The organism is Pseudofrankia coriaricola, assembly GCF_032027725.1.
Classification (GTDB): Bacteria; Actinomycetota; Actinomycetes; order Frankiales; family Frankiaceae; genus Pseudofrankia.
Window position 1 is genome coordinate 52633 of record NZ_JASNFO010000003.1, and the last position, 17533, is coordinate 70165.

Here is a 17533-nt window from a genome sequence, read left to right on the forward strand (position 1 = left end):
GGCCGCGTGCCCCGCTGTCGCGCACGTCCCCACCGCGTGCCCCACGAGGAGAGCGCTGCCATGGCGGGCCCGCTGGTCGAGACCAAGCTCTTCATCCCCAGGCCCCGGCGCGGCACCGTGGTCCGCCACCGGCTGAGCGAGCGCCTGAACCGTGGGGCCCAGACGAGGCTGACGCTCCTGTCCGCCCCCGCCGGCTTCGGAAAGACGACGCTGCTGGCCCAGTGGCTGGCGGACGCGGCGGCGGACCGGCGGCCTGTGGCGTGGCTGTCCCTCGACGAGAGCGACGGCCAGCCCACCCCGTTCTGGACCTACGTGCTCACCGCCCTGCAGAGGGCCGTACCGGGCCTCGGCGCCGGCGTGCTCCCGCTCATGCAGACGGCCCAGCCGCCGGTCGAGGCGGTCCTGTCCACCGTGATCAACGAGCTGAGCGCCGTGCCGGACGACATTCACGTCGTCCTGGACGACTACCACCTGGTCGACGGGCCCGGCATCCAGGCCGGCATGACGTTCCTGCTGGAGCACCTCCCACCCCAGGTGCACCTGCTGATCAGCACCCGGGCCGACCCCGCACTGCCCCTGGCCCGGTTACGCGCACGCGGCGAGCTGGTCGAGATACGCGCCGCCAACCTGCGCTTCACCCTGGACGAGGTCGCGGCCTACTTCAACGAGGCCAGCGGGCTGAATCTCGCCAAGAAGGACCTCGCGGCCCTGGAGGGTCGCACCGAGGGATGGGCTGCCGCACTCCAGCTGGCCGCGCTCTCGCTGCGGGGACGAGCCGACGTCGCCGGCTTCATCGCTGGTTTCACGGGCGACAACCGGTACATCGTCGACTACCTCGTCGAGGAGGTCCTGCGGCGCCAGCCGGACCATATCCGGGAATTCCTGCTCCAAACCTCCGTGCTGGACCGGCTGACCGGGCCACTGTGCGACGCCGTCACCGCGCGGAACGACGGCAGAGCCATGCTCGAGTCGCTGGAGCGCGCCAACCTTTTCGTGATCCCGCTCGACGACAACCGGCAGTGGTATCGCTACCACCACCTCTTCGCGGACGTCCTGCGGACCCATCTAAGGGATGAACGACGCGACGACCTTCCTGACCTGCATCTGCGCGCGAGCCGGTGGTACGACCAGAACGGGGAGCCGTTGCCGGCGGTCCGCCACTCCCTGGCCGCCGGCGACGTCGAACACGCGGCGGGTCTGATCGAGCTGGCCATTCCCGCTCTCCGCCGGAACAGGCAGGAGGGCGCGATTCGTGGCTGGATCGACGCCGTCCCCGACGCGGTGGTTCGCGTCAGGCCGGTGCTCGCCGCCGGTTTCGCCGGGGCGCTAATGATGACAGGTGAGTTCGAAGGCGTCGAAGAACGACTCCGGGACGCCGAGCAATGGCTGGAGGAACCCACCACCGACCTCAGCGGAGCCCCTGCGCCAGCCCCGGCAGCAGGGATGGTCGTCCTCGACGAGCAGGAGCTTGCCCGCCTTCCGGGGACGATCCAGCTGTACCGTGCGGCGCTGGAACTGGCGCGGGGCGACGCGGTCGCCACCGTCAGGCACGCCCAGTCGGCGATCGAGCGGTCGGCCGACGACGACCATCTGACCCGGTCCGCGGCGTCGGCTCTCTCGGGACTCACGTTCTGGGGCGGCGGCGACCTGGGCGCCGCGCACGCGGCCTACTCCGCGTCCATCCAGGGGTTGCGGCGGGTCGGACACGTCTCCGACGTGCTCGGCTGTTCGATCACGTTGGCGGACATCCGAATCGCGCAGGGTCGCCTCGACGAGGCGCTGCGCACCTACCAGGAGGCACTGCGGCTCGCCGCCGCCGATGCCGGCCCAGAGCCGCGAGGAACGGCGGACATGTACGTGGGGATGAGCCAGATCGCCCACGAGCGCGACGACCTGGACACGGCCGCCGCGCACCTTTCGCGCAGCCGCGAGATTGGAGAGCACGCCGGGCTGCCGCAGAACGCCTACCGGTGGCGAGTCGCGATGGCCCGGATCCGGGAGGCCCGCGGAGACCTGGGCGGCGCGCTCCAGCTGCTCGACGAGGCACAGCGTGTGTACACGGGCGACCTCTCCCCGAACGTGCGGCCCATCCCGGCCTTGCATGCGCGCATGCTCGCCGCCCACGGCCAGGTGGGCGAGGCTCTCAGCTGGACGCGCGATCAGCACCTTTCCGCCGACGACGACCTGTCCTACCTGCGCGAGTACGAGCACATCACGCTGGCCAGGGTGCTGCTGGCGCAGTATGCGGCCGACCGTTCAGAGGTTTCCCTTGACGGGGCGACCCGGCTCCTGGAACGCCTGCTGACGGCGGCCCAAGAGGGCGGGAGAGGCGGAAGCGCCATCGAGATCCTGGTCCTTCAGGCACTCGCCCACCATGCACGCGGCAACACCCCCGCCGCGCTCGAGACGCTGGGACACGCGCTTTCCCTCGCCGAACCAGCGGGCTACGTGCGCGTGTTCACCGACGAGGGACCATCCATGACCACTCTGCTGAGGGCCATCGCACCGTCGCGGGCTTCATCGACGTACGTTCGTCGCCTCCTGGCCGCCCGCGAGCGCGCCGACGGAACCAGCTCCGTCGGCGACCGCGGGAATACCTCCGCCAATCAGGCCACACACCGCGTGCAGGGCCTCCTCGAACCGCTGAGCGAGCGCGAGCGGGACGTGCTCCGGATGCTCGGGACCGACCTCGACGGGCCGGCCATCGCGCGCCAGCTGTTCGTATCCCTGAACACGCTGCGGACGCACACAAAGAACATCTACGCCAAGCTCGGCGTCAGCAGCCGGCGCGAGGCGGTACGCCGGGCCGGAGAGCTCGGCCTGCCGTAGGCGGATCACCAGGCCGCTCACCACTTGTGGTGATGTCCGCTCACCACATCGCTTCCTACCTTGCCCTTGCCGTCATCCCGAAGGTCCGCACACCGGCGGACCCACCGGGCGGGCAGGGCAGGAGGAGCACCATGAGCGACCCACCACCCGACCGGCCGGGCCACGGCCCCCACCGGTACGAGATCCGCGTCGACGGACATCTCAGCCCCCGTTGGGCCGCCTGGTTCGGCGACCTGACGCTGACGGCGATGAGCGACGGCACCACCGTGCTGCGCGGCCCGGCCGTGGACCAGGCCGCGCTGCACGGCCTGCTGCGCAAGGTGCGCGACGCCGGACTGCCGCTGCTCTGCGTCACCCAGGTCGGCTTGGCTCCGCCGACGCCTCCGCCACCGATCCCCGATGATCCGCATGCTGGAGAATGACATGACGACCACCGTCCAGGACCGTCCCACGGCGCGCGTCCCGATGAGCCGGGCGAGGAAAACCGCGTTCGTCGCGGGCGCCTTCTACCTCATCACCTTCATCGCCTCGATCCCCGCGTTGTTCCTGATTCAGCCGGTGCTGGACAACCCGGACTACATCATCGGCGCCGGCGAGGACACCCGCGTGATCCTGGGCTGTCTCCTGGACATGATCAGCGCCGCCGCCTGCGTCGGCACGGCCGTCGCGTTGTTCCCCGTGGTCAGGCGACAGAACGAGACCCTGTCGCTGGGGTTCGTGACCACTCGGGTGCTCGAGGCCGCCATCATCATGATCGGCGTCGTCTGCCTCCTGGCCGTCGTCACCCTGCGGCAGGACCTGGCCGGCACCGCGAATGCCGACACAGCCACCCTCGTGACCGCCGACCGATCCCTCGTCGCGGTGCGGGACTGGACGTTCCTGCTCGGCCCCGGCATCGTCCCGAGCCTGAACGCCCTGCTGCTCGGCTCGCTCCTCTACCAGTCCAGGCTCGTGCCGCGCGCCATCCCGACGATCGGGCTCATCGGAGCTCCGTTGCTCCTCGCCGCCCACCTCGCGACCCTGTTCGGCCTGACCGCGGTCGACTCGGTCTGGTCGGGCCTCGCGACCGTCCCCGTGGCGGCGTGGGAGCTCGCGGTCGGCGTCTGGATGATTGTCAGAGGCTTCAGGCCCTCGCCCATCCTCTCGGCCGCCGTCCCCGCTGTGGCGTAGCCAGCCTGCCCACGGGCGCGCGCCGCAGTATCTGACACTGCGCCGCGCGCCCGAGTGGTGCGTCGGCGGTGAGACCGGTCGCCCTCAGGCCTCCGGTGCCGGCGTCGTCCAGAGAGACGAGATCGGCGCCGCCCGCAGGCGAGGGCCAAAATGGAAGACCTCGGGGCCGGCGTACAGCACGTAGCCGGCCTGGAAACGGTCACCGATCTGCTCCTGCAGTCGGCGCAGCCCGCGGAAGTCCTCGGCGCGCACCGTCGCCGCCGCCTTAACCTCGACACCGACGACCTCCCCGGAGCCTCGTTCCAACACGGCGTCGACCTCGTTGCGGTCACGGTCGCGATAGTGGAACAGCGAGACCCGCGCCTGCGCCCAGGTCAGCTGCCGCGCCAGCTCGCCGAGCACGAAGTTCTCGATCAGCGGCCCTACGTTGGCTGTCGGGTACGACGCGCGCCGCAACGACATGGACATCAGGTGCCCCGCCAGGCCGGAGTCCACGAATATGACCTTCGGCGTTCCGACAGCTCGCGTCGTCAGGTTGTTGGACCAGGCCGGTATCCGCTCGATCACACAGGCCAGCTCCAGCGCCGCCAGATGCCGCCGCACCGTGGTCGCGGGCAGGGATAGGTCACTGCTCAGCCGGGCTGGGACCAGGAGTCCGCCAGCGGTCGCCGCCAGGGCCTTGACAAGCTGGCGCAGCTCCTCCGTGCGTTCGATCTCGGATATCTGCCGGATGTCGCGCTCGATGAGATCAGAGATGTAGGAGTCGAAGAACCTCGCCCGCCGGCGGGTGTCCACGCGATGCACGGCCTCGGGAAACCCGCCTCGCAGCGCCAACGCTATGTAGTCGGTGCGGCCCAGCGTGCCGCGCGCCAGAACCGGCTCGTCCGACTCGAACACGGCATCGACGAATCCATCGAAGCCGCCGTCGATCTCGCCCTGGGCCAGTGGCCAGAGCGCCACGGTCTCCGACCGGCCGGGAAGAATGTCCGGGATCCCCTTCAGTCCCCACAGCCGCGCCGAACCGGTGAGCAGGAAACGGCCGGGACGTGGGTCCCGGTCGACCTTGTGCTTGATCGCCAGCAGGAGGTCCGGCGCCCGCTGGATCTCGTCGATGACCAGCAGGCCCGCGAAGTCGACGAAGCTGGCTGGGTCGGCGGCGGCGGCGGTCCTTGCCAGGTCGTCATCCAGGTAGTAGGTCCGCGTGTCGTCTCGGGCGTCGACCACGATCTCGGCAAGCGTGCTCTTACCGACCTGCCGCGCCCCGTTGATGACGACCACACGCGTGTCAGCGAGTGCCTCCGACACCATCGCCGTCGCATGTCTCGGAAAGAGGTCAAGACTCCGCTGCCCTGGCACCACTGCGCGCTCCCCTCGCCAAGAGGCCCACCGCACCGGAAGCCCCCGCAGCGATCATCACCTGATCGACAGGTGGCCGTCGGCATTGGCATGGCCGGCCACCAGACCTGACACGGTCAATCTGCCGTCATGATCACGGTCAGTCTGCCGCATCCTACACGGTCAATCTGCCGTCATGATCACGGTCAGTTTGCCGCAGGGGACGCGGTCGGTCTGCCGGCGTGGCGGGCTGACATCAGCAGGTGTGAGTCAGGGGGCGAGGTCGTCCATGGCGCGGTAGAGGCGCTCTTCGGAGACGGGGTAGGGGGTGCGCAGCGTCTGGGCGAAGAGGCTGACGCGGAGTTCCTCGATCATCCAGCGGATGTTCAGCAGGTCGGGGCCTGGCGGAGTGCCCGGCGTGAGGTAGTCCGCCACGAGTTCGTCGTAGGCGGTGTGGACACGGGCGATTTTGGCCAGCTTGGGCTGCTCGATGGCCGCGTCGGCGGGGAGACGGTCCAGGCGGCGCAGGGCGCCGGTCAGGTAGCGCGCCAGGTCGTCGAGACGGTCGGCGCCGGTGGCCGTGACGAAGCACGGGTAGACGAGCGCGGCGAGCTGGCGGCGCAGGTCGTCGAGGCTCGCGGTGAGCGCCGGGGTGAGCTTGACGGCGGTCCGCGTACCGATGCCGCCCTGGGCGGCGGCGAACGCCGAGGACAGCGACCGCAGGTCCTTGACCTGGACGGGGCGGCCCGCTGGGCGACCCATTGACGAACCGCCCGCTGGCGAACCGCCCGCCAGCGCCTCCGTCCTCGTCTTCACATCGTGGGCGAGGATGAGAACCCGTTCGACGGACCGGACGACGTCAAGGGAGCGCTCGGGCAGGTCGGCGCGGACCGCGTCTCGTAGCCGTTCGAACCCGGCCTCGTCCCACACCGGGCCGCCCGCCTCGGCGATCAGCGCGTCGGCGGCTGCGGCGACCGCGTCGTCGAGCAGCTCGCCGACGCTCGCGTGCGGATGATGGCGCAGGGCCAGCTTCGACGCGTTCGAGAGCTGGGTGTTGATATACCGCACCGGTGACGCCACCGACGCGAGAAGCAGGGCCCTGGTACCGACGGGATGGGCCCGGCTCTGCTCGGCCTCGGTCGCCAGCACTCGCAGCGCGGCACCCCCGGAAGGCTCGGCCACCAGCGTGGGGTAGCCGCGGACCACGTGACGCCCGGACCTGCGCTCGACGGTGCGCGGGATCGTGCCCAGGTCGCCCCAGCCGGTCAGGCCGTTCCGTTCCAGGCTTCCGCCGGCGGCCGACACCGCCGCCGTCAGCTTCGGCGCCAGCTGGCGCTTGAGCTCGTCGAGGTCCTTGCCCTCCGCGAGCGCCCCGGACGGCCGCTCGGCGTGCCCATCACGCCCGTCGCGCCCGTCACGCTGTTTCTGGCCGTCGTAGACGCGGAACGTGATCCTCAGGTGCGGCGGCAGCCGGCTCAGGTCCCAGTCCGCACGGGAGACGGTCGTGCCGCCGCCGATCCGGTTCAGCTCGCGTTCGACGACGGCGAGCAGCGGGCCGTCGGCCGGGCCGACGCGGCCCAGCACCGCGCGCGCGTAGTTGGGCGCGGGGACGAAGCTGCGCCGCAGCGCCTTCGGCAACGAGCGGATCAGCTCGGTGACGAGGTCCTCGCGCAGCCCGGGCACCTGCCAGTCGAAACCATCCGGCTCGATCTGGTTGAGGATCGCGAGTGGGATGTGCGCCGTCACGCCGTCGGCGGCCGAGCCGGGCTCGAACTGGTAGGTCAGCGCGATCCGGTGCTCGTCCCCGGGCCGGCCGGGCCAGAAATCCGGGAAGTCCGCGGCGCTCACGCCCGTCGCGCCCGGGTTGACGAGCATCTCCGGGTCCAGGACGAGCAGGTCGGGCGTACGCGGACGGGTCTTCTTCCACCAGGCGTCGAAATGGCGGCCCGAGACGACGTCCGCGGGTATGCGCGCGTCGTAGAAGTCGAAGATCGTCTGGTCGTCGACGACGATGTCGCGACGGCGGGCGCGGTGCTCGAGCTCCTCGGCGTCCGCGAGCAGCCGCCGGTTCTCGGTGAAGAACGCGTGCCGCGTCTCCCAGTCGCCCTCGACGAGGGCGTGCCGGATGAACAGCTCCCGGCAGAGAACGGGATCGATCGCGCCGTAGTTGACCGTCCGCGCGGCCACGATCGGCACGCCGTACAACGTCACCTTCTCGGTGGCGACGACGGCGGCGGCCCGGCGCGACCAGCGCGGCTCGCTGTGGGAACGGCGGACCAGGTGCCCCGCGAGCGGCTCGACCCACTCAGGCTCGATCTTGGCCGCGACCCGGCCCCACAGCCGCGACGTCTCGACCAGCTCGGCGGCGACCACCCAGCGCGGCGGCTTCTTGAAGAGCGCCGAGCCGGGGAAGACGGCGAACCGGGCGCCGCGCGCGCCCAAGTAGTCCCGCTTCTCCGGGTCGAACAGGCCGACGTGCGACAGCAGGCCGGTGAGCAGCGCGGCGTGCACCTGCTGGGGGCTCGCCGGGGTGGCGTTCGTCGACAGGCCCAGTGAGCGGGCCGACTGGCGCAGCTGGCCGTGGACGTCCTGCCATTCCCGTACCCGCAGGTAGTGCAGGAACTCGGTACGGCACAGCTTGCGGAACTGGTTGGACGACAGTTCCGCGGCTTTCTCCCGCAGGTAGTTCCACAGGTTCAGGTAGCCGAGGAAGTCCGACGTCGGCTCGGTGAACCGGGCGTGTTTCTCCGCCGCCGCCTGCTGGGCGTCGGGCGGGCGCTCGCGCACGTCCCCGACGGCCAGGGCCGCGGCGATGATGAGCACCTCGGCGAGCGCGCCCTGCTCCTCCGCCGCGACGATCATGCGGGCCAGCCGCGGGTCGATCGGCAGCCGGGCGAGCCGGCGTCCGAGCGGCGTCAGCCTCGGCGTGCGCTCACCACCGCCGCGCGCCTCGTCCCCGCCACCCGGTCCGCCGTCCGGTCCGCCACCTGAGGCGGCCCCACGGCCGGCGTCGCCGGCGTCGGGCGCGCCGGTCTCGGCGTCGGCGGCCGGTTTCGCCGGAGTGGGCAGCCGTCGCGGCGACTCGAACGCGCCAAGTTCATGGAGCAGCGCCATGCCGTCGGTGACCTGGCGAGGGTCGGGCGGGTCGAGGAACGGGAAGTCCGCGACCTCGCCAAGCCCCAGCGACGACATCGACAGAATCACCGACGCGAGGTTGGTGCGCAGGATCTCCGGGTCGGTGTATTCCGGCCGGGTCTCGAAGTCCTCCTCCGAGTAGAGGCGGACGCAGATGCCGGCGGACGTCCGTCCGCAGCGTCCGGCCCGCTGGTTCGCCGACGCCCGCGACACCGGCTCGATCGGCAGCCGCTGCACCTTCAGCCGGTGGCTGTACCGGGAGATCCGGGCCGTGCCGGCGTCGATGACGTACTTGATTCCCGGGACGGTCAACGACGTCTCGGCGACATTCGTCGCGAGCACGATCCGCCGGCCCTGATGCGACTGGAACACCCGGTGCTGCTCGGCGGCGGACAGCCGCGCGTACAGCGGCAGGATCTCCCGGGGCAGTAGCTCCCTGCTCGGCCGGCGGCCCAGCGCGTCCGCGGTGTCACGGATCTCCCGCTCCCCGGAGAGGAAGACGAGGATGTCGCCGGGCCCTTCGTCCGACAGTTCGTCGACGGCGTCGCAGATCGCGGTGACTACGTCCCGGTCGGGATCGGCGTCCGGGTCGTCCGGGTCGATGACGGGCCGGTAGCGGACCTCGACCGGATAGGTCCGGCCGGACACCTCGATGATCGGCGCGTCGCCGAAGTGCCGGGAGAACCGCTCCGTCTCGATCGTCGCCGAGGTGATGACGACCTTCAGGTCCGGCCGGCGCGGCAGGATCCGGTGCAGGTAGCCGAGGATGAAGTCGATGTTGAGGCTGCGCTCGTGCGCCTCGTCGATGATGAGCGTGTCGTACTGGCGCAGCAGTCGGTCCGTGGTCAGCTCGGCGAGCAGGATGCCGTCGGTCATCAGCTTGACCAGCGTGTCCTCGCCGACCTTTTCGGTGAACCGCACCTGGTAACCGATGATCCCGCCCAGGCGCTCTGTACCCGGCCCCTGGGCGCCCGTCTCCTCGGCGATCCGGTCGGCGACGGTGCGGGCGGCCAGCCGCCGCGGCTGGGTGTGCCCGATCATCCCGGTGACACCGCGGCCGAGCTCAAGGCAGATCTTCGGGATCTGCGTCGTCTTGCCCGAGCCGGTCTCGCCGGCCACGATGACGACCTGGTTGTCGCGGATCGCCGCGAGGATCTCGCCCCTGCGCTGGCTGACCGGCAGTTCGTCCGGGTACTTCAGCGCCGGCACGGCGTCGCGGCGCAATGCGACGCGAATCTCCGCCGTCTCGACCTCGCCGGTGATCTCACCGACCGCGCGGGCCCGCGCCTCGGCGTCCAGATCGTGGCGGACGGCGTCGAGGCGCCGCGCCAGCCGGTGCCCGTCGCGCGGCATCAGCGCCGGCAGCCGCGCCGACAGCCCCGCGAGCTCCGCCCGCTCGGCCGGCCCGAGGTCAACGGGCCGGCCGCCGTCGCGCTGCTTCCCCACCGGCCCGCGTCCCGACGCCCCACCATCGCCACGGCCGCCACCGGCCGCGTCACCGCCCGAGCGACCCGACGCTCCCGGCCGGCGCCTCCGGCCCGGACGACCAGCCCGCTCCGGCCCTCCACGGCCGCCCGTGGCCGAAGCCACCGAAGCGGCCGGCCGGTCCGTCTGGGCGGCGGCGGGGTCGACGGCACTGCCGGTCAGCGATTCGACCGGCTGCTGGGCGTGCGGCAACGTCACGGCGCGAGCGGAGTCCATGTTTCCTGAGCAGGGTTTACAGCGGCAATCGAGGGTCTCACAGCCCGGCTACGCCAAGGCGGTCACGGCGGGCGACTCGCGACGCATCATGCGGCGCCCCCGCCCCGCATGTCAGACGCATGCGTCCACCATGGATATTCCCGCCGCGCCGCCGCCGCAAGCCAATATCGAGCCCCCGCGGACTGGGAGGCGCGCTCGGCGCCCGACGGCCGGGCGCCCCAGCGCCCGGCCACGCCGGTCACGCGACGCCGGTCAGGCAACGCCGGAGGCGGCAGGCTCCAGCCTCTTCTCAGCGGCCGTCGCCTCGGTAACCGTCGCCGGCCTGGCGACCGGGCTGGGCACGAGAGGCGCCGCGCCGTTCCCCCGCCAGGACGGCCGGGCGTCGGGGTCCGGTGGCAGCGACGGCGAGAAGTCGTCCCCGAGGCGGCTGATCGCCGTCCTGGCAAAGATCTGCTGATGTGTCACGGTCCGCTCCGAGCGGCCCCGGCCGACGAAGCTGACGGCCCAGTGCAGCAGCGTCGTCACGCGGTGCTTGAAGCCGATGATGTAGACGAGGTGCACAGCCAGCCACATCAGCCATGCCAGGAAGCCGGTGAGCTTCAGCCTGCCGATGCTGGCAACGGCGCTGAACCGCGAGATCGTCGCCATGCTGCCCTTGTCGTGGTACTTGAACAGCTTGCCGGACTGCCGGCCCTCGATCCGGGCCCGGATGTCCCGCGCCGCGTGCCGGCCGCCCTGGATGGCGACCTGGGCCACTCCCGGCAGCCGGTTCAGCGACATCATGTCGCCGATGACATACACCTCCGGGTGGCCGGGCAGGGTCAGGTCCGGTTCGACCTCGACCCGGCCGGCGCGGTCAAGTCCCGCGCCGCTCTGCTCGGCGAGCTGCCTGCCCAGCGGGCTCGCCTGCACTCCGGCCGCCCACACCTTGCAGACCGACTCGATGCGCCGCCTGGTGCCGTCGGCCTCCTTGACCTCGATACCAGTCCCGTCGACGTCGGTCACCATCGCGCCGAGCTGAACCTCGACGCCCAGCTTCTCCAGCCGCTCGGCGGCGTAACCGCCGAGCTTGTCACCGAAGGCGGGAAGCACGACGGGAGCCGCATCGAGAAGCACAATCCGTGCCTTGCGCGGGTCGATGTGGCGGAAATCCTTACGGAGGGTCCGGTGCGCGAGCTCGGCGATCTGGCCGGCCATCTCCACACCGGTCGGGCCGGCGCCGACAACGACGAAGGTGAGCAGCCGCTCAATATCCGCCTCGTCGGTGGACGCCTCCGCCAGCTCGAACATGCCGAGAATGCGGCCGCGCAGCTCGAGGGCGTCGTCGATGCTCTTCATCCCGGGCGCGTGCTCGGCGAACTGGTCGTTACCGAAATACGACTGCCCGGCGCCGGCGGCGACAATCAGGCTGTCGTAGTGGTGCACGGCCGTGCGGCCGACCAGTTCCGACGTGACGGTCCTCGCCTCGAGGTCGATGTTGGTGACCTCACCGAGCACGACCCGGGCGTTGCGCTGACGGCGCAGCACCTCACGGGTCGACGGGGCGATCTCCCCCTCCGAGAGGATCCCGGTCGCGACCTGGTAGAGCAGCGGCTGGAAGAGGTGGTGGGATGTCTTCGCGACTATCGTGACGTCAGCCCACGCGCTGCGAAGCGCCTGGGCGGCGAACAGTCCACCGAACCCGGAGCCAATGACCAGGACGCGGTGCCGGTAGACACCACCCTCGGTCGCGCCGACATCGGTACCACTGGTGGTAACAGTGTTCGCGGTCACAATTCCTCTCCACTCATCCACTCGGGCGAGCGCGGTTTCCTCCGTTCCACAAGACCATCTCACAAGAACGCCGAAGAGTGGCAGCCGCACCGGAGTGAGCTTCAACCCGCGGGCCGCTCGCATACGCCAGGCGACCCTGTAGCAGAAATCACACCCGGGGGAATGTCGGCCGTATCACGACCTCCGAACGGTCCCGATCACCTCGCCGACCCGCCACCCACCGGTGGCCGCCAGTCGCCGGAGAAACCGCCGCAATTACTCTCTTTCCAAGCAGAACCAGACAACGTCTATTCCGCGGCGCACACGTCGGCCAGGCTTCGCCGACGCCTTCGGCCGCCGGGCCGCCCCTGGCCATCGCCCGCGCGGGACGAGGGCCGGAAGGCAATGGGAACGGCCAGGTCAAAGCCGCCCGGCCGGGCTGCCTCTCGACGGCATGGCCGCGCCCGCGGCGCCACCGGGTGGCGCCGCGGCTCCCGCGTCGGGCGGCCCCGCGCCCCCGCGGGCCACCTCGACCGACGCCGGACGCCCCCCCCGGGCGGCCCCCCCCCCGCCCGGCGGCCCCCCGCCCCCCCCACGCCGGACGCCGAGCGCGACCGGGTGCCGCCGGTCAGGCGCCCGGCTGCGGGACGATGCGCAGGTAGGGCTTCGGCGCCTCCCAGCTGCCGAAGAGCTCCTTGGCCTGGTCGTTGTTGACCGAGCCGGCGATCACGACGTCCTCGCCCTGCTTCCAGTTCACCGGCGTGGCCACCTTGTGCTTCGCCGTGAGCTGCAGCGAATCGATCACCCGCAGGACCTCGTCGAAGTTGCGGCCGGTCGTCATCGGGTACACCAGGATGAGCTTGATCTTCTTGTCCGGCCCGACGACGAACACGTTGCGCACGGTCTGGTTGTCCGCGGCCGTGCGGTCGGATGGGTCGCCGCTGACGTCCGCGCCCAACATGCCGTAAGCCTTCGAGATCGTGAAGTCGGCGTCCCCGATCAGCGGGTAGTTGGGCGCGGTGCCCTGCGTCTCCTCGATGTCCTTGGCCCAGCCCTCGTGCAGCTCGACCGGGTCGACCGACAGGCCGATGATCTTCACGCCGCGGCGGTCGAACTCGGGCTTGATCGAGGCGACGTAGCCGAGCTCGGTCGTGCAGATGGGCGTGAAGTTCTTGGGGTGCGAGAAGAGCACGGCCCAGGAGTCGCCGATCCAGTCGTGGAAGGAGATCGGGCCCTCCGTGGTCGCGGCCACGAAGTCGGGCGCGGTGTCACCAATCGTCAGAGTCATCGTTGTCTCCGTCTATCTACAAGGAGGTCCGGCGCGCACGGCGTCCGGGTCTGTCGGGGTCAGTGGCGACTCTACGGACGCGCCGATCCCTGAGCGGCCTCCTGACACAGCGACTGCCCGCGGCCGAGAGCGGGCCACCCAGAACGGCTACCGCGCCCTCTCCTACGGCGCCGCTACCACCTCGAACCGCGCCGCGGCGTTCCCGGCCGTATTGACCTCGGCGCGCGGTTCGAGCGGCCGGCAACTCCTTGGTCAGTGCCGCCCGCTCTCAGGCCACGGTGAGCTCCACGGCGGCAAACGAGTCGACATGCGGATAGGCGCCGAGCGCGTGCGCGTACGGCTCCCCGGGACGGGCGACGCCGATCGTGGTCCAGCCCGCGGCGCCGGCCGCGTCCAGCTCGCTGGGGCGGTCGGTGAGGAAGAGGAGGCGGGCCGGCTCGACTCCGAGTGTGGCGGCTATCCGCGCGTAGGAGGCGGGGTCGCTCTTCGCGCCCGCCGAGGAAGGAACCGATCAGCGCCGCGTTGGTGGTCGCCAGGGCCACCGTCGTCGGGTCGTCCGCCGGCCAGGTCGTCAGAGCGGTCAATCGTGCCTCCTCGATCCGAGCCACCGTCCCCCAGACGGGACCCGCTGATCGTCCGACCGACGGAAAACCCGAGTCAAGGAGCGGGCACCATCGTGACGTCCCGGTGACAACGCCGTGGCATCGGCACTACCCGCTTGACCGGGGCCGGGCACGATCCGCATAGTGCCGGCATGTCGGAGCCGCCAGACCCAGACCCGAGCGGGTCCGCACCGCTGGCCGGCTCCAGCTGGCCTCCGCCGCGGCCAGCCCCCCGGCCACCGCACCGTTGGCCACCGCCGTCTCCCGACCTCTCCGCACTGTCGCACGCGCCATCCCCATCGTCGCGGTCTGTCCAGCCCTTGCCGCGGCCATCCGCGCCGCGGCCGCGGCCGGCGCGGCAGCCGACGACACCGCCGGAGGCGGCCGCCGCGGCGGCGCGGGAGGCGAGCCCGCGCCCGGTCGCCTGGACGGGCGCATCCGTCCGCCTGCTGGATCAGACCCTGTTGCCGGACCGTCGCGCGGACGTCGATATCCACCGGGTCGACGACCTGGTGGCCGCCATCCGCCGGCTCGCCGTCCGCGGCGCGCCCGCGCTCGGGATCGCCGGTGCCTACGGCGTCGCCCTCGCGATCGTGCAGGCGGCGCGTGAAGGCTGGGACGGCTCCACGTTCACCGCCGCCGTCGGCCGGCTGCACGCAGCCAAGCCGACGGCGCTCGCGCTCGCGCAGGGCGTCGACGCCGCCTATGCCGTCGTCGACGACGGCCTGGACGCCGTCGTCGCGGTCGGGCGTGCGCTCGCCGAGGCCGACGAGCGGGTGAACCGGGCGATCGGCCGCCACGGCGCCGACTGGATCATCGGCCGCCTTGGCGACCGTCCGCTGCGCGTTCTCACCCACTGCAACACCGGCGCGCTGGCCACCGCCGCCTGGGGCACCGCCCTCGGGATCATCCGCGAGCTGCACGCCCGCGGCCGGGTCGAGCTGGTCTACGTCGACGAGACCCGGCCGTTGCTGCAGGGCAGCCGGCTCACCGCCTGGGAGCTGGCCCAGGCCGGCATCGACTACCGGGTGCAGGTGGACGGCGCGGCGGCCGGCACGATCGTCGGCGGCCTCGTCGACGTGGCCATCGTCGGCGCCGACCGCATCGCGGTGAACGGCGATGTCGCGAACAAGGTCGGCACCCTCGGCGTGGCGCTGGCCTGCGCGCACGCCGGCATCCCGTTCGTCGTCGCCGCCTCGGCGTCGACCGTGGACGAGGACCTGCCCAGCGGCGCCGGCATCCCGATCGAACAGCGCGGCGACGACGAGGTGCTGGCCTGGGCCGCCCGCCGCGTCGCCCCGCCCGGCGCCCGCGCCCACAACCCGGCTTTCGACGTCACCCCCGCGACCCTGGTCAGCGCCCTCGTCACCGAGCACGGCCCGGTCCACCGGCACTGACCGTGCTGGACCAGTCCGCGCGATCGTCCGACACTGGTGGTCATGAGGCATACCGAACGGGCGGTCGACGGGCGGTCCGGATCCGCCGTCGGCCGGGTCGCTGACCAGTCGGCCGGTGACGGCACGCCGCGAGCCGACGGTTCGGTACGACGCCACACCATCGAGGACGTCGCCGCGCTCGCGGGGGTGTCGCGCGCGACCGTCTCCCGTGTCCTCAACGGCAGCACCCACGTCATCCCGGCGACCAGGAGCCGGGTGCTCGCCGCGGCCGACGAGCTCGGCTTCGTGCCGAGCCTGGCCGCTCGCGCGCTCGCCGGTGGGCGGGGCGACCGGGTCGCCATCGTGGCGATCTCGCATCCCTGGTGCCCGGAGGAGGACCGGTTCTTCGGCACCGTCGCCTACGCCGCCGCGCAGGAGGCCGGCACGGCGGGCCTCGGTGTCTTCCTGCACAGGCTGGAGCATGGGGACGGCGCCGGGTTGCGGGACCTCGCCGCCGACCGCGCGCTCGCCGGCCTCATCGTCATCAACCCCAGCCGTGGGGCACTCGCGGCGCTGCCGCGCCAGGTACTGCGCCGCACTGTCACGCTCGGGGTCTGCTCACCGGACGTCGCGGCGGTCGACGTCGACAACCCGCGCGCGTCGCGGGCCGCGCTCACGCACCTGACCGGGCTCGGCCGGCGGCGCATCACGCTGGTCGCGGGCCCGGACGACCTGCCGTGCGTACGGGAACGGACCGAGGCCTACCTCAGCCACCAGGCCGCACTCGGTCAGCCGCGCAGGCTGGTACGTTCCCGGCTCGGAGTGCCGGACGCCGCCGCGGCGCTCGGTGCCGCGTTCGAGTCCGCCGGCGCACCGGACGCGATCTTCGCCGCCCACGACGGGCTGGCCACGGCGGTCGTCGAGGTGTGCCGCGAGCGTGGGCTGCGCCTCGGCGACGACGTGGCGATCGTCGGGTTCGACGACGACCCGGCGCCACCGGGCTGCGCACGGCCCGCGTACGCGGCCGTGCGCCGGCCGGGGCCCGGCATCGCGGCGAGCGCCCTGCGGATGGTCGCCTCCGGCGACACCCACGCGGAACAACGCACACTGCCGCCCGCCGAGGTCGGAATCACCACGTTGACCACCTAGCACGGCCACGCCTCCGCGTCATCCGACCCGGAAGCCCGGTGACCAGCCGCGAGTCTCGGCACGGCAGGCGACCGGAGGGTCAGGTGACCGAAGGGTCAGACCCTCGAGACCAGGGCGCAGAGCCAGTCGACGGCCTCGACGATGTCCCGCACGGTCAGCTCGCCCTTGTCGCCACCGGAGCCGGTGACGGCGAGCCGCAGCGGTTCCCGGCCGAGCACGACGGACAGGTTCCCGGAGGTCGCGCGCATCCAGCCGAGCCCGGCGAACCGCGCCGCCTCGGCGACCAGCGCCGCCGCCTCGGCGGCGAGGCGTTCCTCATGCCCCGCCGTCCCGCGCGGCGTCGTTCCCCCATCGGTCACGCCTCGACACTGGCACAACCGTCCGAGGCGGTCCTGGTGTCCGACAAGGCAACGCCGTACGGCATTCTCGCTGGCGCCGTCGGCGGGTCAGGCAGCCATGATCTGGTCTGGTCAGGCCAGCGGCAGGTAGGCGCTGGCGACGGCGTCGCGGTTGGCCTCGGCCTCGGCCGCCGTGCCCGACCAGGCGAGCCGGCCGTGGCGCAGGACGTGGACCTGGTCAGCGATCGTCAGGGCGCTGCGGACGTGCTGCTCGACGAGCAGCACGGCCAGGCCCTCGTCGGCGGCGGCGCGCACCGCGGTCAGCAGCCGGGTGACGATCTGGGGGGCGAGCCCCAGCGAGAGCTCGTCGGCGAGCAGCGCGGTCGGTCGGCGAGCCAACGCCCTGGCGAGGGTCACCATCTGCTGCTGACCGCCGGAGAGCAGGCCGGCCTTGCGGTCGAGGTGCTGCTCCAGTTCGGGGAACGTCGCGAGCGCCAGCGCGGGGTCGCAGCGACCGACGCGCAGGTTCTCGCGCACGGTCAGACTCATGATCACAGAGCGGTCCTCGGGGACGAGGCTCAGCCCGGAGCGGGCGCGCCGGTGCAGCGGCGCCGTCGTCGGGCTGCCCGCCCAGTGCACCTCGCCCGCGTGCGGCGCGAGCGCCCCGGCGAGCGTGAGCAGCGTCGTCGTCTTCCCCGCGCCGTTCGGCCCGAGCAGGACGACGACCTCGCCCGCGCGCACCTGGATGTCGAGCCCACGGACGACGGGCGCCCCGCCGTAGCCGGCCGACAGCCCGTGTGCCGCGAGCACCGGAGGCCTGACGAGCATCGGCCGCGCCCGGCGGCCACGCCCGGCCAG

The 17533-nt window shown here is 72.0% G+C and carries 11 protein-coding genes and 1 pseudogene; 5 read left to right on the forward strand and 7 right to left on the reverse strand.

Annotation, left to right across the window (positions count from 1 at the left end):
• The first annotated feature begins 60 nt into the window (after positions 1 to 60).
• From QOZ89_RS04080 to QOZ89_RS04090, 3 genes are all read left to right on the forward strand, one after another.
• On the forward strand, positions 61 to 2829 hold the full coding sequence (locus QOZ89_RS04080; protein ID WP_071046134.1) for a winged helix-turn-helix domain-containing protein: 2769 nt from the start codon (positions 61 to 63) through the stop codon (positions 2827 to 2829).
• 131 nt (positions 2830 to 2960) lie between these two features.
• Positions 2961 to 3251 (forward strand): DUF8691 family protein, encoded by a 291-nt coding sequence (locus tag QOZ89_RS04085; RefSeq protein WP_071046135.1) that lies wholly within the window; start codon positions 2961 to 2963, stop codon positions 3249 to 3251.
• A 1-nt stretch (position 3252) separates the two neighbouring features.
• A complete protein-coding gene (locus QOZ89_RS04090) occupies positions 3253 to 3999 on the forward strand; it encodes a DUF4386 domain-containing protein (RefSeq protein ID WP_071046136.1) in 747 nt (248 codons plus the stop codon).
• Positions 4000 to 4083: 84 nt separating this feature from the next.
• On the opposite strand, the gene QOZ89_RS04095 is transcribed toward QOZ89_RS04090, so the two are convergent.
• The 5 genes and pseudogenes from QOZ89_RS04095 to QOZ89_RS04115 all read right to left on the reverse strand — a co-directional run.
• On the reverse strand, positions 4084 to 5307 hold the full coding sequence (locus QOZ89_RS04095; RefSeq protein ID WP_071046137.1) for an ATP-binding protein: 1224 nt from the start codon (positions 5305 to 5307) through the stop codon (positions 4084 to 4086).
• 297 nt (positions 5308 to 5604) lie between these two features.
• Positions 5605 to 9915, reverse strand: coding sequence for an ATP-dependent RNA helicase HrpA (hrpA, locus tag QOZ89_RS04100; protein WP_312622997.1), 4311 nt, complete (start codon positions 9913 to 9915; stop codon positions 5605 to 5607).
• A gap of 507 nt (positions 9916 to 10422) precedes the next feature.
• The gene (locus QOZ89_RS04105; RefSeq protein ID WP_312622998.1) at positions 10423 to 11943 is read right to left on the reverse strand and encodes an NAD(P)/FAD-dependent oxidoreductase; all 1521 of its coding nucleotides are present in this window, start codon (positions 11941 to 11943) and stop codon (positions 10423 to 10425) included.
• A 607-nt stretch (positions 11944 to 12550) separates the two neighbouring features.
• Entirely contained in the window at positions 12551 to 13210 is a 660-nt protein-coding gene (locus QOZ89_RS04110) for a peroxiredoxin (protein ID WP_071046140.1), read from the reverse strand.
• 268 nt (positions 13211 to 13478) lie between these two features.
• Positions 13479 to 13685, reverse strand: a pseudogene (locus tag QOZ89_RS04115) (acireductone synthase); the annotation flags it as partial.
• Between the two features lie 447 nt (positions 13686 to 14132).
• On the opposite strand from QOZ89_RS04115, the gene mtnA reads away from it, so the two are divergent.
• Positions 14133 to 15209 carry an S-methyl-5-thioribose-1-phosphate isomerase gene (gene mtnA, locus QOZ89_RS04120; RefSeq protein ID WP_312622999.1) on the forward strand — a complete coding sequence of 359 codons (1077 nt, stop codon included), beginning with the start codon at positions 14133 to 14135 and terminating at the stop codon, positions 15207 to 15209.
• 42 nt (positions 15210 to 15251) lie between these two features.
• Positions 15252 to 16337 (forward strand): LacI family DNA-binding transcriptional regulator, encoded by a 1086-nt coding sequence (locus QOZ89_RS04125; protein WP_312623000.1) that lies wholly within the window; start codon positions 15252 to 15254, stop codon positions 16335 to 16337.
• 95 nt (positions 16338 to 16432) lie between these two features.
• On the opposite strand, the gene QOZ89_RS48195 is transcribed toward QOZ89_RS04125, so the two are convergent.
• Entirely contained in the window at positions 16433 to 16696 is a 264-nt protein-coding gene (locus QOZ89_RS48195) for a class II aldolase/adducin family protein (RefSeq protein WP_312623001.1), read from the reverse strand.
• A gap of 111 nt (positions 16697 to 16807) precedes the next feature.
• Complete coding sequence (locus QOZ89_RS04135; RefSeq protein WP_071046197.1) at positions 16808 to 17503, reverse strand: ABC transporter ATP-binding protein; 696 nt, start codon at positions 17501 to 17503, stop codon at positions 16808 to 16810.
• Positions 17504 to 17533: the final 30 nt, after the last annotated feature.